Annotated in this window: 19 protein-coding genes and 1 pseudogene; all 20 read left to right on the top strand. The window is 58.7% G+C overall.

Annotation, left to right across the window (positions count from 1 at the left end; all coding sequences use genetic code 11):
- Positions 1-1,178: type VI secretion system tip protein TssI/VgrG (gene tssI / locus E1K68_RS05815; RefSeq protein WP_244858777.1), on the top strand; the 1,178-nt coding region annotated here is incomplete at its 5' end.
- Positions 1,179-1,186: 8 nt separating this feature from the next.
- Positions 1,187-2,536: a DUF2169 domain-containing protein gene (locus tag E1K68_RS05810; RefSeq protein ID WP_212613863.1), complete on the top strand. Its 1,350-nt coding sequence runs from the start codon at positions 1,187-1,189 to the stop codon at positions 2,534-2,536.
- Between the two features lies 1 nt (position 2,537).
- Positions 2,538-2,894 (top strand): DUF4150 domain-containing protein, encoded by a 357-nt coding sequence (locus E1K68_RS05805; protein ID WP_137204062.1) that lies wholly within the window; start codon positions 2,538-2,540, stop codon positions 2,892-2,894.
- Between the two features lie 3 nt (positions 2,895-2,897).
- Entirely contained in the window at positions 2,898-4,019 is a 1,122-nt protein-coding gene (locus E1K68_RS05800) for a DNA/RNA non-specific endonuclease (protein WP_137204061.1), read from the top strand.
- Positions 4,020-4,032: 13 nt separating this feature from the next.
- Entirely contained in the window at positions 4,033-4,431 is a 399-nt protein-coding gene (locus E1K68_RS05795; protein WP_137204060.1) for an immunity protein YezG family protein, read from the top strand.
- Positions 4,432-4,493: 62 nt separating this feature from the next.
- Positions 4,494-5,286, top strand: a pseudogene (gene tssI / locus E1K68_RS05790) (type VI secretion system tip protein TssI/VgrG); the annotation flags it as partial.
- 212 nt (positions 5,287-5,498) lie between these two features.
- Positions 5,499-6,401 (top strand): hypothetical protein, encoded by a 903-nt coding sequence (locus E1K68_RS05780; protein WP_212613861.1) that lies wholly within the window; start codon positions 5,499-5,501, stop codon positions 6,399-6,401.
- Positions 6,402-6,517: 116 nt separating this feature from the next.
- Positions 6,518-6,616 carry a contractile injection system protein, VgrG/Pvc8 family gene (locus E1K68_RS28125; protein ID WP_244885944.1) on the top strand — a complete coding sequence of 33 codons (99 nt, stop codon included), beginning with the start codon at positions 6,518-6,520 and terminating at the stop codon, positions 6,614-6,616.
- Between the two features lie 247 nt (positions 6,617-6,863).
- Positions 6,864-7,643, top strand: coding sequence for a peroxide stress protein YaaA (gene yaaA, locus E1K68_RS05770; RefSeq protein ID WP_003188742.1), 780 nt, complete (start codon positions 6,864-6,866; stop codon positions 7,641-7,643).
- An 878-nt stretch (positions 7,644-8,521) separates the two neighbouring features.
- Positions 8,522-9,838 (top strand): nucleotide sugar dehydrogenase, encoded by a 1,317-nt coding sequence (locus tag E1K68_RS05765; protein ID WP_032893483.1) that lies wholly within the window; start codon positions 8,522-8,524, stop codon positions 9,836-9,838.
- A gap of 83 nt (positions 9,839-9,921) precedes the next feature.
- Positions 9,922-11,403 (top strand): mannuronan synthase, encoded by a 1,482-nt coding sequence (gene alg8 / locus E1K68_RS05760; protein ID WP_003188740.1) that lies wholly within the window; start codon positions 9,922-9,924, stop codon positions 11,401-11,403.
- 37 nt (positions 11,404-11,440) lie between these two features.
- Complete coding sequence (locus E1K68_RS05755; RefSeq protein WP_057710958.1) at positions 11,441-12,607, top strand: alginate biosynthesis protein Alg44; 1,167 nt, start codon at positions 11,441-11,443, stop codon at positions 12,605-12,607.
- A 107-nt stretch (positions 12,608-12,714) separates the two neighbouring features.
- Positions 12,715-14,136: an alginate biosynthesis TPR repeat lipoprotein AlgK gene (gene algK / locus E1K68_RS05750; RefSeq protein ID WP_052224651.1), complete on the top strand. Its 1,422-nt coding sequence runs from the start codon at positions 12,715-12,717 to the stop codon at positions 14,134-14,136.
- The gene (locus E1K68_RS05745; RefSeq protein ID WP_054921029.1) at positions 14,133-15,623 is read left to right on the top strand and encodes an alginate export family protein; all 1,491 of its coding nucleotides are present in this window, start codon (positions 14,133-14,135) and stop codon (positions 15,621-15,623) included. Before algK ends, E1K68_RS05745 begins: the two co-directional genes overlap by 4 nt.
- A complete protein-coding gene (algG, locus tag E1K68_RS05740; RefSeq protein ID WP_212613860.1) occupies positions 15,623-17,191 on the top strand; it encodes a mannuronan 5-epimerase AlgG in 1,569 nt (522 codons plus the stop codon). The genes E1K68_RS05745 and algG overlap by 1 nt, the downstream gene beginning before the upstream one ends.
- 11 nt (positions 17,192-17,202) lie before the next feature.
- The gene (locus E1K68_RS05735) at positions 17,203-18,651 is read left to right on the top strand and encodes an alginate O-acetyltransferase (protein ID WP_034134644.1); all 1,449 of its coding nucleotides are present in this window, start codon (positions 17,203-17,205) and stop codon (positions 18,649-18,651) included.
- 8 nt (positions 18,652-18,659) lie between these two features.
- Positions 18,660-19,769 carry a mannuronate-specific alginate lyase gene (locus tag E1K68_RS05730; protein WP_212613859.1) on the top strand — a complete coding sequence of 370 codons (1,110 nt, stop codon included), beginning with the start codon at positions 18,660-18,662 and terminating at the stop codon, positions 19,767-19,769.
- A 188-nt stretch (positions 19,770-19,957) separates the two neighbouring features.
- The gene (locus E1K68_RS05725) at positions 19,958-21,490 is read left to right on the top strand and encodes an MBOAT family protein (RefSeq protein ID WP_003188730.1); all 1,533 of its coding nucleotides are present in this window, start codon (positions 19,958-19,960) and stop codon (positions 21,488-21,490) included.
- 11 nt (positions 21,491-21,501) lie between these two features.
- Positions 21,502-22,674 carry an alginate O-acetyltransferase gene (locus E1K68_RS05720; RefSeq protein WP_057710956.1) on the top strand — a complete coding sequence of 391 codons (1,173 nt, stop codon included), beginning with the start codon at positions 21,502-21,504 and terminating at the stop codon, positions 22,672-22,674.
- A 17-nt stretch (positions 22,675-22,691) separates the two neighbouring features.
- Positions 22,692-23,348, top strand: a complete 657-nt coding sequence (locus E1K68_RS05715; protein WP_034134560.1) for an alginate O-acetyltransferase AlgF — start codon at positions 22,692-22,694, stop codon at positions 23,346-23,348.
- Positions 23,349-23,416: the final 68 nt, after the last annotated feature.

Genomic DNA, 23,416 nt, shown 5'->3' with positions numbered 1-23,416 from the left:
CCCGGCTGACCGCCCTGCGCAATGACGCCAAACTGGCGCACCTGGCCGGTGACGACGCACGCCTGCAACCGGGGCTCGCCTTCGACCTCAACGAGCATCCCCGCGAAGACTTCAACGACCGTTGGCGCACCATCGCCATCACCCACGAAGGCAAACAGCACACCAGCTTGCAGGAAGAGGCGTTCGGCAGCGACCGCGGCACGTCTTATGAAATGACCGCCAGCGCCATCCGCTGGACCTCAGATTGGAAGGCGCCGCTGCGTGCCAAACCCTGCATCGACGGCCCGCAGATCGCCACGGTGGTCGGGCCGCCAGGGGAAGAGATTTACTGCGATGAATGGGGCCGGGTGAAAGTGCAGTTTCCGTGGGATCGCGCTGACAAAAACAACGATCACAGCTCATGCTGGATTCGTGTGGCTCAAGGCTGGGCGGGAGAGCTTTGGGGCGCCATGGCCATCCCACGTGTGGGTCAGGAACTGATCATCGGCTACCTTGATGGCGATGCCGATCAGCCTATCGCTATCGGTCGGGCATACCGGCAAACCAACCTGCCACCGTATGAGCTGCCCAAGCACAAGACACGGATGACCATCAAAAGCCGAACTCATAAAGGCGAAGGCTTCAATGAGCTGCGTTTTGAGGATGAACTCGGGCATCAGGAAGTGTTTATCCATGCCGAAAAGGACAAGAACGTCCACATCAAAAACAACAGCGGCATCTTCGTTGGCAACGACCGCAAGGAGCGAGTCGAGCACAACGAAACCATCTCCATCGGCGACCACCGCACCGAGGACGTCGGCCAGAACGAAACCATCAGCATCGGTGCCAACCGCAGCGTGACCATCGGTGGCAACAAGGCAGAGACCATCAAGCTGGCCAAAGCTGAAACCATCGGTTTAGCCAAGGCATTAACGATTGGCGCGGCCTACCAGACCAGCGTTGGCGCGGCCATGAACACCACCGTGGGCCTGAGCCAAAGCGAGCAGGTCGGCATCCATAAATCGGTGGCGGTGGGCAAGAAATTCACCATCGACGCCGGGGATGAATTCAAGGTCACGGTGGGCAAATCCACCTTGGTGATGAAGTCCGACGGCACCGTACTGATCAATGGCCGCACCTTCGATTTCAGCGCCAGCGGCGCGGTGCAGATCAACGGCAAAGACGTGGATATCAACTAGGGGGCGTCATGGAATTTCGCAATCTGACGCCTTTTGATGCGCTGTGTTTCAGCGCCCTGGGCATGGACGACCAAGAGTACCCGGTGCTGGTTTTGAAGGTGGGCTATCGGTTGATACCCATTGACGAGCAGCCGGGGCAGTTTCGGGCCGAGGTACTGGATGAGGATCCGTTGGCCCTATGCACCGCTGATCGCTACTACGGCGAGGAAGGGGCAAGCAGCGTCTGCGAGGAAAGCGACCTGGCGCCATTCAAACCACGCTGTGATGTGATCGTTGCGGGCCATGCTCATGCGCCACAAGGCCAACCAGCAACGCAGTGGACCGCCGGGCTGCGCATCAGTGCGCCGCTGGCGCCACCGCCCAACATCGAGGTGCCCCTGCCGACGCCGCTGAGTCCCGGCGAACGCCTGACCGAGTACCAGCTAATGGAATGGCAAGCCGCCCGGCAAGAAGCTTTTAAGCGTCGGGCCGAGGCGCCGAGGCGCCATTACTTGCTGGACAAGCAACTCAAATTCACCGGCCCTCGCCAATTCCATCACAGCTTGTTCGGCGGCTGGCAATTGTCCGAACCTCAGACCGCAACATGTGTTCCGCTGCGCTGGGAATATGCCTTCGGTGGCAGCAGCGTAGTGCCTAATCCCGAACACGCGATTGATGAAAACACCCCGCCCTATCTGCTCAACGAAGTTTGCTACAGCAACCCACTGGGCTGCGGCTGGATCGACAAGCGTCAAGAAGACCTTGGCTATCAACTGGACAAGCCGCTGCGCGAACTTCCCGCGCCACAGATCGAGCCCATCGATAAACCGGTGTGGCGTCTGGATCGGGTCAAACACCCCGAGGATGAACCGGACGCCCGTGGCATGGCGCAGCTCGCGGCCAACTACAAAAACCACCCGGTTGGATTCGGCGTGGTGGGGCGTGCCTGGGCGCCTCGCCTGCCCTTGGCCGGGAGCTATGACGAGGACTGGCAGCGGGAACGCTGGCCGGGCTTGCCACGGGATTTCGACTTTGCCTACTGGAACGGTGCGCCGGTTGATCAACAGATCGAATTTCCGCCGCCCGCGTTTCGTCTTGAACTGTTCAACCTGACCGCCCCTGGCCTCACGCCCGACGGCACATTGTGCGTCGAACTGCCCGGCCATCGCCCGTTTGTCCTAATGCGCCTGCACAAAGGCGCCATGCTGCCATTGCCCATGCTCACCGATACGCTGCGCATCGACACCGAAGCCATGACCTTGGCGCTCACCCACCGCATCAGCTTGCCCAATCACCTGGGCATCCGCGTATTGGAAGCGCGCTTCGAGACTGATCCGAATGCACCGCTGATCAAACGCGCAGCGAAGGAGGCGCTCTGACATGGCCGATAACGTCATCGCTCGCAAACAAGGCAAATGGAAGGTCGTCAGTATCGTCCCCGACGTGTGCAAGACCCCGATGGGCAGCGCCATACCACCGGTGCCCTACCCGGTCACTGCCGAGCTGAAAACCGCTACCGGCGTGGCCAAATCAGTACGTGCCAACGGCAGGCCAGTGGTGGTGTTCGACAAGAGCCTGGTGCCGACCACCAAGGGGGATGGAGCTGGCGCCGCCAAAGGTATCAAGAGCAACACAGTCGGCGGCAAATGCTACCCGTTGGAGAAGAGCAGCAGCGTACGCGCCGAAGGCAAGTTGGTGGTGCGCCATGACGACATGTTTTGGATGAATGGGGTCTAGAGCATGGCGGAGCCATTAGAGATCAACGTCAACAAGTCCTTCGTACCTTATGGCGGCAAGGTCTTCGCTAGTTTTGAGAACGGCTGGGGCGTGACTGTTCAGGTCTATGAAGGAGCGACGCTCCTGACCCAACAGGAAATGACCTATGCCGAGTATGTGGCGCTACAAAAAGAAGCACTACCTGTTCCCCTGCCCGACTACCCTCATCCACGCCTGAATCGAACTCCCGGTGGGACGAACGCCAATGGCAATACCATTGGCCGCGTAGTGGGAGAAACCGCACCCGCTGCGGTCCCCGCCGCGCAGGCCAATCCGCCGATCAAGGCCGAAACAGATTCGGAAAAAGGCTGGTGGGGCAGCGCGAGCCCATGGGTTCACGGCGGCTTGGACGCGTTGGGCTTCGTGCCTGGACTGGGGGCTATCCCGGACCTGATCAACGCAGGGATCTATGCGGCAGAGGGCGATGCAGTCAATGCTGGCCTCTGCGCAGTCGCGGCGATACCATTTGTGGGAGATGCAATAAAGGGAGGTGTGCTGGTTGGCAAGGGCGCGAACCGTCTCGGATCAGAGGCCGCGCAACAGGCAACGCAGAGAGCAATAAAAGAGGCATCGGAACGACTTTCAAAAAATGCAGCAGAACGACATGCGTCGGAGCAGCCTTTAGCCCCAAAAGCAGACAACGGCGCAAAGATACAACCACAAAGGCCGACTACGCATACAAAAAACGGATACACATATCAGCTTGACAGTCATGGACGAGTGACAAAAGTTGAAGGCACTTTAACGCTAAACAAGTCTCAGACGAGAAACCCAAATGCCCAAAAAACTGCAGGAGGAAAAGATCGACTACCTGATGACCAAGGCGGGCATTTCGTAGGACGTCGGTTTGACGGCCCGACTGACGAGATGAACCATTTTGCACAAAATGGCAATTTCAATAACAGCGCCTACAAAAAGCTAGAAAATTCTTGGGAAAAAGCATTAAAAGACAACAAAGATGTACGCATCGAAATAAACCCAAGATACAATGGAGACTCACTCAGACCCGACAAAGTAACAATTAAGCAATGGATAGATGGCATACCACAAGACCCAATAACCTATGCAAATAAGCATGGCGGATAGCCAGGAGTAATTCATGCAAGAGAACCTACCACCACAAGAGCAAGTCTATACTCTAATCGGTCAATTTTTAATTGACACCGTGCCTGATGACTTCATAGAAGCATGGATAAGAACCGAGATGATTGAAGACGTTTGGAGCATAAGTATCTTCTACAAAAAGCCTCAAGGCAGTTACGGCTACATAAACGAAAATATAGAAGAACTGGAAGAACACTTCCAAACACTTCGACTTATATACAAAAAGGATACTAACTCACCATGGACCACCGCCACCTTTCACCTTTCCAAAGACCTTAAAATGAGTCTTGATTTAGGGTACGAAGACATTTCCGATTTCGGCTTAAGTTCCGAAAGGCGTGAAACATGGATAAAACACAATCTAGGTGAAACACCACAAATCGATTGGTATTAATATTGATTGCGCACTCTTCATGAAAGCCACACATATTTGGCAACCGGCGGTTGCCCCCCCTGGTGCGCTACGTCCACGGCCTGGTTAGCCTGTTCCAACAAGGCGACACCGGCTTTCGCCGCACCCGCTACACCGCCGTAGTCGAACCGAATCTGGCGCGTTTCAACCTGCGTTCCAACTGGCGAATTTTTCAAAGCCAGACCGTGCCCGACATCATCACAAACATGCTGGCCGAGCAGAAACTGACCGACATCCGCAGCGAAATCTGCTTCGAACACCAACCTCGCGAATACTGCGTTCAGGCCGGTGAAACCGACCTCGATTTCATCGCCCGCCTCGCCGCCGAAGAATGTTGCGATGAAGGGGGGCGGGTAAAAGTGCAGTTCACGTGGGACCGCTCGGACAAAAACAACGACCAGAGTAGGTGCTGGATGCGTGTGGCTCAGGGTTGGACCGGTGCGACCTGGGGCGCCATGGCCCTGCCGCGTGTGGATCAGGAACTGATCATCAGCTTTTTGGATGGCGACCCCGACCAGCCCATCACCACGGGCCGCAACTACCGCGTGACCAATTTGCCGCCGTATGAGCTGCCCAAACACAAGACGCGGATCACCATCAAGAGCCGAACCCATAAAAGCGATGGCTTCAATGAGCTGCGCTTTGAGGATGAGCTGGGGCACCAAGAGGTGCTTATCCATGCCAAAAAATAACAACGTCCCTATCAAAAACAACAACGGCATCTTCGTCGGCAAGGACCGCAAGGAGCGGGTCGAGCACAACGCAACCATCTCAATCGGCAACCACCGCGCGGAGGACGTCGGCCAGAACGAAACCACCAGCATCGGTGGCAACCGCAGCGTAACCATCAGTGGAGCGGTAACTACAGCAAAGTTCCGACTACGATGCACAATGTTCGAAACAACAAGGCTGGTTACAAGATGCAAAAAAAACAAACTTCCTCCGGCACACGAAAAGTATGATGTATTTGTAGATAATCTTAAGAAAGGATGCAGCAAGCTTCACAATCGATCGGCAAAACTTACAACCTAGCAACAAGGACATAACAAATGAATTCAATTACAAATACAATTAAGCTTGATAAAAAAGTCAGAAAATGGATAAATAACTGGATCAGCACCCCCACACCAAAAGAACTATTTCTAGATGAGCCGGCAAGGGCATTTACCGACTACCTGAATGGACAAGATATTGCGCACACCTTAGGAGATCAAGCCGAAAATCTAGCAACCTGGCATCTAATTCACTATGAAAGCACTGCACTTAACAACAACCACGACTTTAAAGAACTGGCAAATGCATCGTTCTATTATGGCCAAATGGTTGAGCTGAAAGAAACACTGGCCAATAGCGGAAAAGGCGGATCAATTCTCCCGGCAGTGTCAGTGCTTTCACTTTCCCTGGCAGCAATTTCGGGCTGGAAGAATCAATGCGCCCTACTATTCAACATAATAATAAGGGGTCTAGATACGCCACTACTGAACTTCCAGAACAATGAGAAACATCAAGTAGGTACGCTATTTCGCCACTTCTGGTTTCTGATAGAGCTCTACGCAAAAAGCACTAACAAAGACATAGACACATCACCATACTCATACCCGCCAGAACTCTCCCCATACCAGCAAGCCCTCATTAACTGGGACACTGCAGACCAGGCACTCTTACAAGTATTAATTTCTTCAATGGCGGACTTTCACCTTTCAAATGCAAGAACACCACAACAGAATAACGTGCTTGAATTTGATTATGAAGAACGCATGCTCTTCCCATACGAAATTCTTGCATTTCTCAGAATCCGGGAGTGGGCTAACCTTAAAAATCCATCAAGCTTTGATCACCCACTAATGCAACACCCACTAGCTCAGCTCCCTGCTACTCTCATCGAACCAAATAATGAACACTTTAATAATGTTATTGATAAATTCAAAAAAGAGTTTCCTCTCGATAACTGAAAGCATCGAGGACGAAAATCCTTGCACAGGAAGTCGAGTATCAGATCACCACGTCTACCGCATGCTCGACCTGGCAGCCGGGTGACAACAGCTTTAGCCGTACCCGCTACACCTCCGTGGTCGAACCGACTCTGGCGCGTTTCAACCTGCGCTCCAACTGGCGAACTTTCCAGAACCAGACCGTGCCCGACATCATCACCAGCATGCTGGCTTAGCATCCGACATCCGCTGCGAAATCTAGGCCGGCGAGGAAAGTCTGCTCTACACCTTCGAACACCCGCGCTACAACCAGCAGCACACCGCTACCGGCGAACAAGACCCGAAAAACCAGCACAAGGACGACGAACGCTACGGCTACCTCGGCCGCTATAATGTGCCTATCACCATCATAGGTGGAGTCAAAACGCCCAACCCCCTAGAATCGCGCCCACGCTACACGCCACGATTCCAGGAGCCAACTTCATGCTGATGGTGATTTCCCCCGCCAAAACCCTCGACTTCGAGTCCAAGCCGGTCACTGCGCGCTTCACCCAGCCGCAGTACCTGGACCACTCTCAGGAACTGATCGAGCAACTGCGCGAACTGAGCCCGGCGCAAATCAGTGAGCTGATGCACGTCTCCGACAAGATCGGTGGCCTCAACGCCGCGCGCTTCGGCAGCTGGACGCCGGCCTTCACTCCGGACAACGCCAAGCAGGCACTGCTGGCGTTCAAGGGCGATGTGTATACCGGCCTGAATGCTGAGACGTTCAGCGATGCCGATTTCAGCTACGCCCAGGACCACCTGCGCATGCTCTCGGGGCTCTACGGCTTGCTGCGCCCGTTGGATTTGATGATGCCGTACCGCCTGGAGATGGGCACCAAGCTGGCCAATGCCCGTGGCAAGGACCTCTATGCTTTTTGGGGTACGCGCATCAGCGAGTGGTTGAATGAAGCACTGGCCGAGCAAGGCGACGATGTGCTGCTCAACCTGGCGTCCAATGAGTATTTTTCGGCGGTCAAGCGCACGGCGTTGAAGGCGCGGATCATCAATACCGAGTTCAAGGACCTGAAGAACGGTCAGTACAAGATCATCAGCTTCTACGCCAAAAAGGCCCGAGGCATGATGAGCCGGTTTGTGATTGAAGAACGCATCAACGACCCAGCACAGCTCAAGCAGTTCGATGTGCAGGGTTACCGCTTCAATGCGGAGCAGTCCAAGCCGGACAACCTGGTGTTTTTGCGCGATCACGCACCGGAATAAGGCCTGTCCAGCCAACAACATCAACTGTGGGAGCTGGCTTGCCTGCGATAGCGGTAGGTCAGCCGACTCATGTGTTTCTGCTAGAGCGCTATCGCAGGCAAGCCAGCTCCCACATTTTTGTCTGCATTTCAGCCTCGGAACCGTCATTTATTTGGCGTCAAAAAATATCCTGACACATCCCTAACATTTTCTTCACTCGACACTCGTCGGTTTTTTTCGTAGTGGCACCACTTTTTTTTAACGGTAGTGGCACAAAACTATCCTCTCGCACCAACTCCCCATAACTACTGGCCTAAATAGCAAGTGCTATCAATATAGTACTAGTGCCATCTTTTCTAATATTTCAAAAAATTTCCGGAAAGGGGATGAGCGGCCCGGAACTTCGTCCTGAAGCACCGCTCATACCACCGGTAACGAAATTCTCTGTTTACGTAAGAGATGACTTACATACCGACCAATGGAAGTAGCCAAGTTGTCATAAAGCACTTTGGCTCGAGGGTCATATCATCAACTGATTGAGTTGAGGGCGGCGATAAGGACTCATTGCCAACCCCCTAAAGGCCAAGGCAGCGCTGACCTAAATGAGCCAGTGTTAACACCCAAGGCATTGATATCAAAAGGCTTCTTGCCTGTATCAAAGCCCAGCGGCACTGGCGCCGGACCCTTCCGCCACGGAAAACCGGCTGCATTTCAGGGCAAGCCCCAATAACAAGGCCACGTTGCGCACAACTTGAGTGCAATAGTTAGTCACTCGCTATTTAACATGCCTGCACGCGGTAAGTCGGCGTCTATTCGCCTAACTTTCGCGGCATCAGTGACGCTTGCAAACATGAACTCCGGCCATCTAATGGCATGATTTAAACATAGAGGTAATTGCGATGCGCATCAGCATATTTGGTTTGGGTTACGTTGGCGCCGTGTGTGCCGGTTGCCTGTCTGCCCGTGGCCATGAAGTGGTCGGCGTAGACATCTCCAAGGAAAAGATCGACCTGATCAATGCGGGTAAATCCCCCATCGTTGAACCAGGTCTGGGCGAACTGTTGAGCCAAGGCATCGCAACCGGTCGACTGCGCGGTACCACCAACTTCGCCGAAGCCATCCGCGACACCGACCTGTCGATGATCTGCGTCGGTACGCCGAGCAAGAAAAACGGCGACCTGGAGCTCAACTACATCGAATCGGTATGCCGCGAGATCGGTTTTGTACTGCGTGACAAGACCACCCGCCACACCATCGTGGTGCGCAGCACCGTACTGCCAGGCACCGTGGCCAACGTGGTGATCCCGATCCTCGAAGACTGCTCCGGCAAGAAAGCCGGCGTTGATTTCGGCGTCGCGGTCAACCCGGAGTTCCTGCGTGAATCCACCGCCATCGCCGACTACGACCTGCCGCCGATGACCGTCATCGGTGAGTTCGACACCGCCTCCGGCGATGTCCTGCAGTCGCTGTACGAAGAACTCGATGCGCCGATCATCCGCAAGGACATCGCCGTCGCCGAAATGATCAAGTACACCTGCAACGTGTGGCACGCCACCAAAGTCACCTTCGCCAACGAGATCGGCAACATTGCCAAGGCTGTCGGCGTCGACGGTCGCGAAGTGATGGAAGTGGTCTGCCAGGACAAGACCCTCAACCTGTCCCAGTACTACATGCGCCCAGGCTTCGCCTTCGGTGGCTCGTGCCTGCCAAAAGACGTGCGCGCCCTCACCTACCGCGCCGGCTCCCTGGACGTGGAAGCGCCGCTGCTCAACTCGCTGATGCGCAGCAACGAGTCCCAGGTACAGAACGCCTTCGACATCGTCTCCAGCCACGAAAAACGCAAAGTTGCGCTACTGGGCCTGAGCTTCAAGGCCGGCACCGACGACCTGCGCGAAAGCCCCCTGGTAGAGCTGGCAGAAATGCTGATCGGCAAGGGCTACGACCTGAGCATCTACGACAGCAACGTCGAATACGCCCGTGTACACGGCGCGAACAAGGACTACATCGAAGGCAAGATCCCCCACGTGTCGTCCCTGCTCAACTCGGATTTCGATGATGTGATCAACAACTCCGACGTGATCATCCTCGGTAACCGTGACGAGAAGTTCCGTGCCCTGGCGCATAACGCTCCGGAAGGCAAACAAGTGGTCGACCTGGTGGGCTTCATGTCCAAGGCCACCAGCGTGAGCGGCCGTACCGAAGGTATTTGCTGGTAACAGCAACGGCAAGTTTCAGGCTGCAAGTGGCTTTATCCCCAGCGCTTGCAGCCTGAAGCCTCCTCACCTTGCGGATGACGCTTATGTCCAAGTTAAAACATGTATTTCTGCAATCGGCCGGCTGGCTGTTCTTTCTCAGCCTGCTGATGGGTCTCGCCCTGCTGTTGCCGGCGAGCACCTTCGATTCGCAATCGAAGAATTTTATTTTCCTGATTGGTGCCGTGGGTATCTGGCGCTACTCGATGGGCGCGACGCATTTCTTTCGCGGCATGCTGTTCCTGTACGTGGTGTACCCGCACCTGCGCCGCAAAGTGCGCAAGCTGGGCAAGGCCGCCGACCCGTCCCATGTGTTCTTGATGGTCACCAGTTTTCGTATCGACGCGCTGACCACCGCCCAGGTCTACAGCTCGGTGATTCGCGAAGCCATCGACTGCGGCTTCCCCACCACCGTGGTGTGCTCGCTGGTGGAAATGTCCGATGAGCTGCTGGTCAAGAGCCTCTGGGAAAAGCTCAACCCGCCGGCTCACGTCAAGCTCGACTTCGTGCGCATCGCCGGTACCGGCAAGCGCGACGGCCTGGCCTTCGGTTTTCGCGCCATCTCGCGCCACCTGCCGGACGACCGCGCCGTGGTGGCCGTGATCGATGGCGACACCGTGCTGGCCGAAGGCGTGGTGCGCAAGACCGTGCCGTGGTTCCAGCTGTTCGGCAATGTCGGTGGCCTGACCACCAACGAATTCTGCGAAGTGCGCGGCGGCTACATCATGAGCGAATGGCACAAACTGCGCTTCGCCCAACGCCACATCAACATGTGCTCCATGGCCCTGTCCAAGCGCGTATTGACCATGACCGGGCGCATGTCGGTGTTCCGTGCCAGCGTAGTGACTGACCCGGGCTTTATCGCCGACGTGGAAAGCGACTCGCTGCAACACTGGCGCCTGGGCCGCTTCAAGTTCCTCACTGGTGATGACAAGTCCAGCTGGTTCAGCCTGATGCGCCTGGGCTACGACACCTTCTACGTGCCGGATGCGGCGATCAACACCGTGGAACACCCGCCGGAAAAGAGCTTTATCAAAGCCAGCCGCAAGCTAATGTTCCGCTGGTACGGCAACAACCTGCGCCAGAACTCCCGTGCCCTGGGCCTGGGCGTGCGTCGCCTCGGCTTGTTCACCAGCGTGGTGCTGTTCGACCAGCGCGTGTCGATGTGGACCTCTCTGCTCGGCCTGACCGTCGCGATGATCGCCACGTTCAAGTACGGCGGCGCGTTCATCCTCGCCTACCTGCTATGGATCGGCATTACCCGCCTGATCCTCACCCTGCTGCTGTCGTGCTCCGGCCACAAGATTGGCCCGGCCTACCCGCTGATTCTCTATTACAACCAGATCATGGGCGCGTTGGTGAAGATCTACGTGTTCTTCCGCCTTGATCAACAGTCCTGGACCCGCCAGGACACCAAACTGACCCGCGATTTGGCCAGCTTTCAACGTTGGTTCAACACCTGGTCGTCTCGGACCATGACCTTCTCCGCCGGCAGCATCTTCGTTGCCGTGTTGCTGATGATGGTCTGACCCTGCCAAGCCTGAATTAACCTAGGAATTACACCCGATGAATAGCCAAGTAAACGCCAACGTTGTCCACGAATCCGAAGCCCAGCGCCAACACGCCCGGGTAAAAATCCCGGCCAAGCTGCGCTTCTTCAACAGCGACCGCACGCCGACTGAGGCGAAGGTTATCGACCTGTCCGCCGGCGGCCTGGCCTTCACCGCCACCCAGCCGCTCACCATCGGCCAAGTGCACAAAGGCCGCCTGCAGTTCGTGATCGATAACCTCGGCCTGGCCATGGACGTGGAGCTGCAGATTCGCTCCTACGACCGCCAGACCGGCCGCACCGGTTGCCAGTTCCAGAACCTCGATGCCCAGGATATTTCCACCCTGCGCCACCTGATCACGTCGCACCTGTCCGGCGACATCGTGACCATGGGCGACGTGCTCGCGACCCTGCAACGCGACAACTTCACCAAGGCACGCAAGGTCAAGGACGGCGGCAGCGGCATGACCGCGTTCGGTCGCCTGCGCGCCGTGACCTTCAGCCTGGCGATCTTTTTGGTCGGCCTGGCGGCCTTCGGCTTTGTGGTCAAGTCGCTCTACGGCATGTACTTCGTCAGCCACGCCCAGGCCGGCCTCGTCAGCGTACCGGGCATGAACGTGACCATGCCCCGTGACGGCACCGTGCAAAGCCTGCTCAAGGGTGATTCGGTAGCGGCCAAAGGCGCGCCACTGGCAACCTTCAGCACCAGCATGCTCGATGTGCTCAAGGGCCACTTGGACGAAGACCAGTTGCAACCGGCCAAGGTTGAAGAGCTGTTCGGCAAGCAAATGACCGGCACCCTGACCTCGCCCTGCGATTGCGTGGTGGCCCAGCAATTGGTTGCCGACGGCCAGTACGCCAGCAAAGGCGATGTGATCTTCCAACTGGTACCCCGCGGCAGCGAAGCCAATGTAGAAGCGCGCTTCAGCTATCGCCAGTTCGGTGACGTGCGCCCAGGTACGCAGGTGAACTTCCAGGTCGCCGACGAAGAACAAGTGCGCACCGGCACCATCGTCAGCAGCACCAGCCTGAACAGCGCCGACCTGTCTTCTGACATCCGCGTGCAGATCAAGCCTGACGCACCGCTGGACAGCACCTACGCCGGTCGCCCGGTGGAAGTCACCAGCGACCGTGGCCCATCGCTGAACTGGCTGATCGACAAAGCCATGGCCCACGGTCTGTAAGCGAGGACATGCCTGTGACTCTTCCAAATACACCGTTGACCCATGTGGGAGCCGGGCTTGCCCGCGATGCAGGCGACTCGGTGCATCAGTTGCACCGCAGCGATGCCATCGCAGGCAAGCCAGCTCCCACACAGAGCAGATTTCACTTGGCCTCTGCGTACTGCGCGCTGGCACTGGCCGTGAGCCTAGCCGGTTGCGCCGGCCTGCCCGACCAGCGCCTGGCCAACGAAGCCCTCAAGCGCGGCGACACCGTCACCGCACAGCAGAATTACCAGCAACTGGCGGAACTGGGCTACAGCGAGGCCCAGGTGGGCCTGGCCGATATCCAGGTCGGCACACGCGACCCGGCGCAAATCAAGCAGGCCGAAGCCACCTACCGTGCGGCGGCAGACACCTCGCCCCGCGCCCAGGCACGCCTGGGTCGCCTGTTGGCGGCCAAGCCGGGCGCCACTGAGGCCGAGCACCATGAAGCCGAAAGCCTGCTGAAAAAGGCCTTTGCCAATGGCGAAGGCAATACCTTGATCCCGCTCGCGATGCTGTATCTGCAATACCCGCACAGCTTCCCCAATGTGAATGCCCAACAGCAGATCAGCCAATGGCAGGCGGCGGGTTACCCGGAGGCCGGCCTGGCCCAGGTGCTGCTGTATCGCACCCAAGGTACCTACGACCAGCATCTGGATGATGTGGAGCGCATCTGCAAAGCCGCGCTGAACACCACCGATATCTGCTACGTCGAGCTGGCCACGGTCTATCAGAAAAAACAGCAGCCGGAACAACAGGCCGAACTGCTCAAGCAAATGGAAGCAGGCGTGAGCCGTGGCACCGTCACCGCCCAGCGCGTCGACAGCGTCGCCCGCGTACTCGGCGATGCCACCCTCGGCACCCCGGACGAAAAAACCGCCCAGGCTTTGCTGGAAAAAATCGCTCCCGGCTACCCGGCGTCCTGGGTCAGCCTGGCGCAACTGCTCTACGACTTCCCTGAACTGGGCGATGTCGACCAGATGATGAAGTACCTCGACAACGGCCGCGCCGCCGACCAGCCACGCGCCGAATTGTTGCTGGGCAAGCTCTACTACGAAGGCAAGTGGGTGCCCGCCGATGCCAAGGCCGCCGAGGCGCATTTCGAGAAAGCCGTGGGCCGTGAAGTGGCCGCCGATTACTACCTCGGCCAGATCTACCGCCGTGGCTACCTGGGCAAGGTTTACCCGCAAAAAGCCCTGGACCACCTGCTGACCGCAGCGCGCAACGGCCAGAACAGCGCCGACTTCGCCATTGCCCAACTGTTTTCCCAAGGCAAGGGCACCAAGCCCGACCCATTGAACGCCTATGTCTTCAGCCAGTTGGCCAAGGCCCAGGACACGCCAGAAGCCAATGACCTGGCCACCCAGCTCGAAGCGCCGCTGACGCCTGCGCAACGCGCCGAAGGCCAACGCCTGGTGCAACAGGAACTGGCCGCCCGCGGCACCCTGGCCCAAAGCACGCTGCAACTGCACGCCCTGCAAGAAGAAGACGGCGAGGAATCCCTATGAAGCTCAACCCATTCGTGAAGGCCGGCATCGGCCTGACCTTCGCCCTGCTGTGGTCGTGCCCGACCCTGGCCGCGCTCACCGAAGCCAAGAACTTCGGCCTGGAAGTCAAAGCCACCGCGCAGTCTGAAGATGACCGCGACCTCGGCACCCAGAAAGGCGGCGACGTCAACGGCATCGGCCTCGACCTGCGCCCCTGGATCTACGGCGAAAGCGGCGCGTGGAGCGCCTACGCCATGGGCCAGGCCGTGGTGTCCAGCGACATCATCGAGACCGACACCCTGCAACAGTCGGCCGATGACACCACCGAGCAGCAGTCGAGCAACGACGACCGTAAGGCCAAGAAAAACTACCTGGCCCTGCGTGAGTTCTGGGTCGGCTACAGCGGCTTCACGCCCTACCCCGGCGAGATCCTCAAGTTCGGCCGCCAGCGCCTGCGCAATGACGACGGCCAATGGCGCGACACCAACATCGAAGCGCTGAACTGGACCTTCGACACCACCTTGCTCAAGGCCAATGTCGGCGCCGCCGAACGCTTCAGCGAATACCGCACCGACCTCAAGGAACTGTCACCGGTCGACAAAGACCGCCAGCACTTCTACGCCGACGCCGCCTACCAGTGGACACCGGGCCAGTGGATCGGCGTGCGCGGCCACCACACCCACGACGACGGCAAGCTCGACTACGCCGAACCGGGTGTCGCCAGCGACCCGCTGGACAAGCGCGAAAACGGCGACCTGACCTGGCTGGGCATCGAAGCCAACAGCGACGCCTACAACTGGCGCAACACCAACACCGTCAACTACTGGGCCAGCATCACCGGCATGCGCGGCGACCGCGACAAGGTCAACGCCTTGAACGCCGACGGCACACGCCCCACCAGCGCCAAGCGCAGCGATGACCTGAGCGGCTGGGCCACCGACATCGGCGTGCGCCTGCGCCTGGACCCGCAGTGGCAAGTCGGCGCGGCCTATTCGCGCGCCAGTGCCGAGTACGAACAGAACGGCCTGCAAAGCAACCGTTCGAACTGGACCGGTACCCAGTCTCGCGTGCATCGCTTCGGTGAAGCCTTTCGCGGCGAGATGAACAACATGCAGTCCATGAGCCTGTTCGGTTCCTGGCAACTGCGCGAGGACTACGACGCCAGCCTGGTGTACCACAAGTTCTGGCGCGTGGACGGCAACAAGCCGGTGGGCAGCAACGGCATCGACGCGGTGCAGAACAACACCGATGACGTCACCGGCGCGATCCTCTCCAGCACCTCCCTGCCTCTTGAAGACGGCAAGAAAGACCTCGGGCAAGAGATGGACCTGGTGGTCACCAAGTACTTCAAGAAAGGCTTGCTACCTGCGGCGCTGAGCCAGTCGATCGACGAGCCATCGGCGCTGGTGCGTTTGCGTGCCGGCGTGTTCAAGCCCGGCGATGCCTATGGCAGCCAGGTCGACTCCTACATGCACCGCGCGTTTGTCGACGTGGTCTGGAAATTCTGATGGGAGCCTGCGCCATGAATGCTCAAAGCCTACTCGTCGCGGCAATGCTGATGGCCAGCGCCACAGCGTTCGCCGATACGGCGGCCAAGGCGCCGACCATCGCCAAGGAACTGCAACAGGCCAAGACCTACACCATTTCCAGCCCGCCCACCGCGCCGCTGGAAATGGCCAAGCCGGCGCTGCCCGACCTGTCGGGCTACACCGCGCAGGCGATGGAAAAGAAAATCGTCAAGACCAAGGCGGGCAAAATCAGCATCCGCCGCATGATGCAGGAAGACGCGCTCAAGGACTTTATCGGCGGCGATAACAAGATGGCCGAATGGGTGGTGCGCCAGCATGGCATTCCCCAGGCGATCTTCGTCGACGACGGCTACATGAACCTCAAGGACCTGCTGGGCAAAGTGCCCAAGCACTACTTCAGCGAAACCTCGCCGGGAGTGTTCCTGGCCAAGTTGCCGATCGTGGTGGGCCGTAAAGGCATCCTCGACATCGACAAAAACACCCAGGAACTGCGCCTGTCCCAGCAAGCCGGTTCGTTTTTGATCAACGACGGCCAGCTGTTCGTGCGCGATACCAAGGTCACCGGCTGGGATGAAAAAGCCAACGGCCCGGCGCTGTTCAAGTCGGCCAAGGAGTTCCGCCCGTTCCTGCTGGCCTGGGGCGGCACCGAGACCTATATCTCCAAAACGAAGATGGCCAGCTTCGGTTACGCCAACAGTAAGTCGTACGGGGTGAGTATTTCCCAGTACACGCCGAACATGGCCAAGGTGCTCAAGCGCCCCGAGCCGACCGGTTGGATCATCGATTCCGAGTTCTCGGACATGTGGTACGGCTTCTACTGCTACGAGACCACAGGCTTTGTGATCAAGGGCAATACCTACAAAGACAACATCGTCTACGGCATTGACCCCCATGACCGTTCCCACGGCCTGATCATCGCGGACAACACCGTCTACGGCACCAAGAAGAAGCACGGCATCATCATTTCCCGGGAGGTGAACGACAGCTTCATCTTCAACAACCGCAGCTATGACAACAAGCTCTCGGGCCTGGTGATCGACCGTAACAGCGTGAACAACCTGATCGCCGACAACGAGATCTACCGCAACCACACCGACGGCATCACCCTCTATGAGAGCGGTGACAACCTGCTGTGGGGCAACAAGGTGATCAGCAACCGTCGCCACGGGATCCGCGTGCGTAACAGCGTGAACATCAAGCTCTACGAAAACACCTCGATGGCCAACGGGCTGACCGGCGTGTACGGCCACATCAAGGACTTGACCGACACCGACCGCGACATCGCCCTCGACCCGTTCGACGCCAAGGTGTCGCTGATCGTGGTCGGCGGGGAACTGGCGGGTAACGGCAGCGGGCCGCTGTCCATCGATTCGCCGTTGAGTATCGAACTGTATCGCGTGTCAATGCTGGCGCCGACCAAATCCAGCGGCATCAGCTTCTCCGGCATCCTGGGTGACCGCCAGGAAGAAATTCTCGACCTGCTGGTGCGCCAGCAGAAAGCCGTGCTGATCGACCCCGTCGAACGCCAGACCGAATTGCAGGACTGAGGATGACCCTTATGCACCCACACATGATCAAACTGCTGAGCCTCTCGGGTCTGACCCTCGGCCTGCTGGCGGCCAGCCAGGGCGTACGCGCCGATGAAGTGAAAGCCCCGACCTTCACCGCCGAGCCGTGCTGCAGCCTGTGCCCGGCCGCCCATGACGCGAAGAACTACACCACGCGCTACCAGCAGAACTTCACCACCCTGGTACAAGCCCAGGGCGACTGGCTGTTCCGTACCCAGGAAGACCTGCGCACCGAATTCGACACCACCCCGGCCGGCTACAAGCGCATGCAGCAGCTGCACGATGCGTTCAAGAGCAAGGGCGTGGAACTGGTGGTGGTCTACCAGCCAACCCGTGGCCTGGTGAACCGCAACAAGCTCAACCCTGAGGAAAAGGCCAAGTACGATTTCGACAAGGCCCTGACCAACTACAAGACCATGCTCGGCCGCTTCGCCAAGATGGGTTACGTGGTGCCAGACCTGTCGCCGCTGACCAACGAACAACTGCCGGATGAATTGCCGGCCCACGACTTCTACTTCCGTGGCGACCAGCACTGGACCCCTTACGGCGCCCAGCGCACCGCGAAAATCGTCGCGGCCAAGGTCAAGCAGATGCCGGAATATGCCGAGATTCCCAAGCGTGAGTTCGAGACCAAGCGCTCGGGCCGCATGGGCAAGACCGGCACCCTGCACAACATGGCCGGGCAACTGTGTGGCACCAGCTATGCGATCCAGTACATGGACCAGTTCACCACCGAGCCCAAGGGCGAAGCCGGTGACGGCGACCTGTTCGGCGATTCGGGCAACCCGCAGATCACCCTGGTGGGCACCAGCCACAGTGGCAAGAACTACAACTTCGCAGGTTTTCTGGAAGAAGAAATCGGCGCCGACATCCTCAACGTTGCCTTCCCCGGCGGTGGCCTGGAAGGTTCGATGCTGCAGTACCTGGGCAGCGATGAATTTCAGAAGAGCCCGCCGAAGATCCTGATCTGGGAATTCTCGCCGCTGTACCGCCTCGACCAGGAAACCATCTACCGCCAGATGATGGCGCTGCTGGACAACGGTTGCGAAGGCAAGACCGCGCAGATGTCGGCCAGTACCACGCTCAAACCGGGCAAAAACGAACTGATGGTCAACAGCGCGAACAAAGACCTGCGCAACGCCAACCATCAGGTCGATATCCGCTTCGCCGATCCGTCGGTGAAAACCTTGCAAGCCACCCTCTGGTACATGAACGGGCGCCACGAGGACATCAAGATCGAGAAACCCGAAACATCCGATACAGACGGGCGTTTCGCCTTTGAACTGCGCACCGATGAAGACTGGGCCTCGCAGAACTTGCTGGCCGTGGAAGTGCAGGGCCCCGAAGCGGGCGCTGCAGCGCAGAAGGTTGAAGCGAAAATTTGCACACGCAACGTATTCCCCGCCGGTGGTCAACAGACCGCGTCAACGGGGCAATGAGGTTACTTATGCAGAAGTTACTGATTCCATCGTTGCTGGGCCTGGCGATCTTCGCCGGGGCAGCCAACGCCGCCGCGCCGCTGCGTCCGCCCCAGGGTTACTTCGCACCGATCGAAGCGTTCAAGACCGGCGACTTCAAGAATGATTGCGACAGCATGCCAACGCCCTACACCGGGCCGTTGCAGTTTCGCAGCAAATACGAAGGCTCCGACAAGGCCCGTTCGACCCTGAATGTGCAGTCGGAAAAAGCCTTTCGCGACAGCACCGCCGATATCACCAAGCTGGAAAAAGACACCAGCAAACGTGTGATGCAGTTCATGCGTGACGGCCGCCCACAGCAGCTCGAATGCACCCTGAACTGGCTGGTGTCATGGGCCAAGGCCGATGCGTTGATGTCCAAGGACTTCAACCACACCGGCAAGTCCATGCGCAAATGGGCATTGGGCAGCATGGCCTCGGCCTATGTGCGCTTGAAGTTCTCCGAGTCGCAGCCGCTGGCCAAGCACCCGCAGGAAGCCCAGCAAATCGAAGCCTGGTTCAACAAGCTGGCCGACCAGGTGGTGAGCGACTGGGACAACCTGCCCCTGGAAAAAACCAACAACCACTCCTACTGGGCCGCCTGGTCGGTGATGGCAACGTCCATCGCTACCAACCGCCGCGACCTGTTTGACTGGGCGGTGAAGGAATACAAGGTCGGCGTGAACCAGGTCGATGACCAGGGTTTCCTGCCGAACGAATTGAAGCGCCAGCAGCGCGCCCTGTCGTACCACAACTACGCGCTGCCGCCGCTGTCGATGATCGCCAGTTTTGCGCTGGTCAACGGCGTGGACCTGCGCCAGGAAAACAACAGCGCGCTCAAGCGCCTGGGTGACAAGGTGCTAGCCGGGGTGAAAGACCCGGACATCTTCGAGCAAAAGAACGGCAAAGAGCAGGACATGAAGGACCTCAAGGAAGACATGAAATTTGCCTGGCTTGAGCCCTTCTGCTCCCTCTACACCTGCGCGCCGGATGTGATCGAACGCAAGCATGGCATGCAACCGTTCAAGACCTTCCGCCTGGGCGGTGACCTGACCAAGGTCTACGACCCGGCGCATGAAAAAGGCAACAAAGGCAGCTAGTCGCTGATCGTTCCCACGCTCTGCGTGGGAATGCAGCACGGGACGCTGTGCGTCCCAAAGCGTGGCGCAGAGCGCCACAAGAGGCATTCCCACGCAGAGCGTGGGAACGATCACAACCTCCCCCGACATCGTGGGGGGTTTGGGGGGGCTCTGGCCCTTGACTGTTGGTTAAACATGGAGAGATCGGGATGGTTTTCTCGTCCAATGTGTTCCTGTTTCTGTTCTTGCCGATCTTCCTCGGCTTGTACTATTTGAGCGGGCAACGCTATCGCAATCTGCTGCTGCTGATTGCCAGCTACGTGTTCTACGCCTGGTGGCGAGTGGACTTCCTGGCGCTGTTCGCGGCCGTCACGCTGTGGAACTACTGGATCGGCCTCAAGGTCGGTGCCGCGGGCGTTCGCACCAAGCCGGCGCAGCGCTGGCTATTGCTCGGCGTGGCGGTCGACCTGTGCATCCTCGGCTACTTCAAGTACGCCAACTTCGGCGTCGACAGCATCAACGTGATGATGAAGTCGGCGGGCCTGGAGCCGTTCATCCTCACCCACGTGCTGTTGCCGATCGGGATCTCGTTCTACATCTTCGAGTCCATCAGCTACATCATCGACGTGTACCGTGGTGACACCCCGGCCACCCGCAACCTCATCGACTTCGCAGCGTTCGTGGCGATCTTCCCGCACCTGATCGCCGGTCCCGTGCTGCGCTTTCGCGACCTGGCCGACCAGTTCAACAACCGCACCCACACCCTGGATAAATTTTCCGAGGGCTGCACGCGGTTCATGCAGGGTTTCATCAAGAAGGTCTTTATTGCCGACACCCTCGCGGTGGTGGCCGATCATTGCTTCGCCCTGCAAAACCCCACCACGGGTGACGCCTGGCTCGGCGCACTGGCCTACACCGCGCAGCTGTACTTCGACTTCTCCGGCTACAGCGACATGGCCATTGGCTTGGGTTTGATGATGGGTTTCCGCTTCATGGAAAACTTCAAGCAGCCCTACATCAGCCAGTCGATCACCGAGTTCTGGCGGCGCTGGCACATCAGCCTGTCCACCTGGCTGCGTGACTACCTGTACATCACCCTGGGCGGCAACCGCAAAGGCACCCTGACCACCTACCGCAATCTGTTCCTGACCATGCTGCTCGGTGGCCTGTGGCACGGCGCCAACATCACCTACATCGTGTGGGGCGCCTGGCACGGCATGTGGCTGGCGATTGAAAAAGCCATCGGCCTGAACACCGCGCCGCGCAGTTTCAATGTGTTGCGCTGGGCCTTCACCTTCCTGCTGGTGGTAATGGGCTGGGTGATCTTCCGCGCCGAAAACCTGCACGTTGCCGGGCGTATGTACGGTGCGATGTTCAGCTTCAGCGAGTGGTCGCTGTCGGAACTCAACCGCGCCAACCTTACCGGCCTGCAAGTGGCAACCCTGGTGGTGGCCTATGCAACACTGGCGTTCTTCGGCCTGCGCGACTTCTACACCAACCGCCCGGCCGACAAGGCCAAGCCAGCCGACCCGAGCCTGATCAAGGCCGTACCCGGCGACAACCCTGGCAGCATCCACGAGCCGGGTTTCAGCGTGGGCCGTGACGCTGCCGTGCAACCGGCCTACTGGACCGCTGACTGGCCACGCTACGCCATGCGCGCTGCGGTGCTGCTGCTGTTCGTGGCGTCGATTCTCAAACTGTCGGCGCAGAGTTTCTCGCCGTTCCTTTACTTCCAATTCTGAGGGAGCCGACCATGACCCGTTCATTACGCGTCCTCTACATCAGCCTGTTCCTGGTGCTGTTGCTGGCACTCGGCGCCTGGTCGCTGCGCAGCTTCTTTGGCTTCAGCACCAACGCCGATGCCACCGTGCTCAACGGTCGCTGGACCAAAGCCGTCGAGACCCACTACGACGACGAGTTCCCGATCAAGCGCCTGGGCACCAACCTGTGGGCGGCGCTGGACTACAAGCTGTTCAATGAAGGCCGCCCTGGCGTGGTGCTGGGCCGTGATCACTGGTTGTACAGCGACGAGGAGTTCAACCCCGCCGTCAACGAAGACCAGAACCTGCAAGGCAACTACGCGCTGGTCGAAGGCGTACGCCAGAAGCTCAAGGCCCAGGGTATCCAACTGGTAATGGCGATCGTGCCGGCCAAGGTGCGCCTGTATCCGGAGCACCTGGGTGAAGTGAAACCGGCCAGCGTGCACGCCAACCTGTACCAGGATTTCCACGCTCGAGTGGCTGCCGACAACATCCCGGCCCCGGACCTGCTTGGCCCGCTGCAACAGGCCAAGCTGAGTGGCAAGCAAGTGTTCCTGCGCACCGACACTCACTGGACACCGGACGGTGCCGAAGTCGCCGCCAAGCAATTGGCCAAGGCGATTGCCGACAAGACCCCTCTGAGCGGCGAGCCGCAGCGTTTTGTCACCGAGGCTGAGAAAACCGAGCCACATAAAGGCGACTTGCGTTTGTTCCTGCCCCTGGACCCGCTGTTCGAAAACCTGATGCCGCCTAAAGAGCCGCTGGAAAAACGCGTCACCCACCTGGTCGAAGAAAAAGGTGACGACGCGCTGTTCAGCGACAGCGAAACCCCGGTGGCCCTGGTGGGCACCAGCTACAGCGCCAACCCCAACTGGAACTTCGTCGGTGCGCTCAAGCAAGCCTTGCACAGCGACGTGGTCAGCTATGCCGAAGACGGCCACGGCCCGATCCTGCCGATGCTCAGCTACCTCAAAAGTGATGACTTCAAGAACAGCCCGCCGCAGGTGCTGATCTGGGAGTTTCCTGAACGTTATCTGCCCGTTAACAACGAAATCGGTGATGCCGACCCGGCCTGGGTTGCGCAGCTTAAACAAGCCGGTTCGCGCCAACAGAACATGGCAATCAACACATCTGAATCCGAGACGCCCGACCGGGCGCAAAACTGAAAGAGAGGTAACTCACAATGACTTTCACTACTACTCCTCGTCGTCTCGCTAAAACCCTGGCAATCGCTGCGGGCCTGAGCTTCGTATCCCTGTCGGCCTTCGCTGGCGGTGACGCCGCCCTGTACGGCCCGACTGCGCCAAAAGGCTCCAGCTTTGTGCGCATCTACAACGCCAGCAACCAGGAAGTCAGCGCCACCGTTGGCAGCACCAACCTCAGCGACGTTGCGCCACTGGCCAGCAGCGACTTCAGCTTCATGCCCGGCGGTGACTACAGCGCTAAGGTCGGCAGCCAGACCCTGCCGGTCAAGCTGGCTGCCGACCACTACTACACCCTGGTCAACAGCGGCAGCGGCCAGCCGCAGTTGATCGAAGAGCCACCGTTCAAGAACAAGCAAAAATCCTTGGTGCGCGTACAGAACCTCAGCGACAAGGCCCTGACCCTGAAAACCGCCGACGGCAAGACCGATGTGGTCAAGTCGGTGGCTGCCAAGGGCCGTGGCGAGCGTGAGATCAACCCGGTGAAAGTGAGCCTGGCGTTGTATGACGGTGACAAGAAAGTCGGCGATGTGAAGCCGGTTGCGTTGGAGCGTGGTGAGGCAGCGGTGCTGTATGTCACCGGCTCGGGCTCGAGCCTCTCGCCAGTCTGGGTGAAACGCCCCGTGTCGACCCGCTAACGATTTCCCTGAGTTGACACGCCCCCTTGTGGGAGCTGGCTTGCCTGCGATGGCGGTCTTGAAGGCGC

The organism is Pseudomonas sp. B2021 (assembly GCF_018135665.1).
Classification (GTDB): Bacteria; Pseudomonadota; Gammaproteobacteria; order Pseudomonadales; family Pseudomonadaceae; genus Aquipseudomonas; species Aquipseudomonas lactis.
Note: the sequence above shows the minus strand (reverse complement) of the source record. Positions and strands in the feature narration are given on the sequence as shown.

What these genes read in the sequence shown, in the direction of transcription:
- E1K68_RS05755 (WP_057710958.1), top strand. Translation starts at nt 11,441, where the DNA reads ATGAATAGCCAAGTAAACGCCAACGTTGTCCACGAATCCGAAGCCCAG.
- E1K68_RS05745 (WP_054921029.1), top strand. Translation starts at nt 14,133, where the DNA reads ATGAAGCTCAACCCATTCGTGAAGGCCGGCATCGGCCTGACCTTCGCC.
- E1K68_RS05780 (WP_212613861.1), top strand. Translation starts at nt 5,499, where the DNA reads ATGAATTCAATTACAAATACAATTAAGCTTGATAAAAAAGTCAGAAAA.
- E1K68_RS05735 (WP_034134644.1), top strand. Translation starts at nt 17,203, where the DNA reads ATGCACCCACACATGATCAAACTGCTGAGCCTCTCGGGTCTGACCCTC.
- alg8 (WP_003188740.1), top strand. Translation starts at nt 9,922, where the DNA reads ATGTCCAAGTTAAAACATGTATTTCTGCAATCGGCCGGCTGGCTGTTC.
- E1K68_RS05725 (WP_003188730.1), top strand. Translation starts at nt 19,958, where the DNA reads ATGGTTTTCTCGTCCAATGTGTTCCTGTTTCTGTTCTTGCCGATCTTC.
- E1K68_RS05715 (WP_034134560.1), top strand. Translation starts at nt 22,692, where the DNA reads ATGACTTTCACTACTACTCCTCGTCGTCTCGCTAAAACCCTGGCAATC.
- E1K68_RS05805 (WP_137204062.1), top strand. Translation starts at nt 2,538, where the DNA reads ATGGCCGATAACGTCATCGCTCGCAAACAAGGCAAATGGAAGGTCGTC.
- E1K68_RS05795 (WP_137204060.1), top strand. Translation starts at nt 4,033, where the DNA reads ATGCAAGAGAACCTACCACCACAAGAGCAAGTCTATACTCTAATCGGT.
- E1K68_RS05810 (WP_212613863.1), top strand. Translation starts at nt 1,187, where the DNA reads ATGGAATTTCGCAATCTGACGCCTTTTGATGCGCTGTGTTTCAGCGCC.
- E1K68_RS05730 (WP_212613859.1), top strand. Translation starts at nt 18,660, where the DNA reads ATGCAGAAGTTACTGATTCCATCGTTGCTGGGCCTGGCGATCTTCGCC.
- E1K68_RS05765 (WP_032893483.1), top strand. Translation starts at nt 8,522, where the DNA reads ATGCGCATCAGCATATTTGGTTTGGGTTACGTTGGCGCCGTGTGTGCC.
- E1K68_RS05720 (WP_057710956.1), top strand. Translation starts at nt 21,502, where the DNA reads ATGACCCGTTCATTACGCGTCCTCTACATCAGCCTGTTCCTGGTGCTG.
- algG (WP_212613860.1), top strand. Translation starts at nt 15,623, where the DNA reads ATGGGAGCCTGCGCCATGAATGCTCAAAGCCTACTCGTCGCGGCAATG.
- E1K68_RS05800 (WP_137204061.1), top strand. Translation starts at nt 2,898, where the DNA reads ATGGCGGAGCCATTAGAGATCAACGTCAACAAGTCCTTCGTACCTTAT.
- yaaA (WP_003188742.1), top strand. Translation starts at nt 6,864, where the DNA reads ATGCTGATGGTGATTTCCCCCGCCAAAACCCTCGACTTCGAGTCCAAG.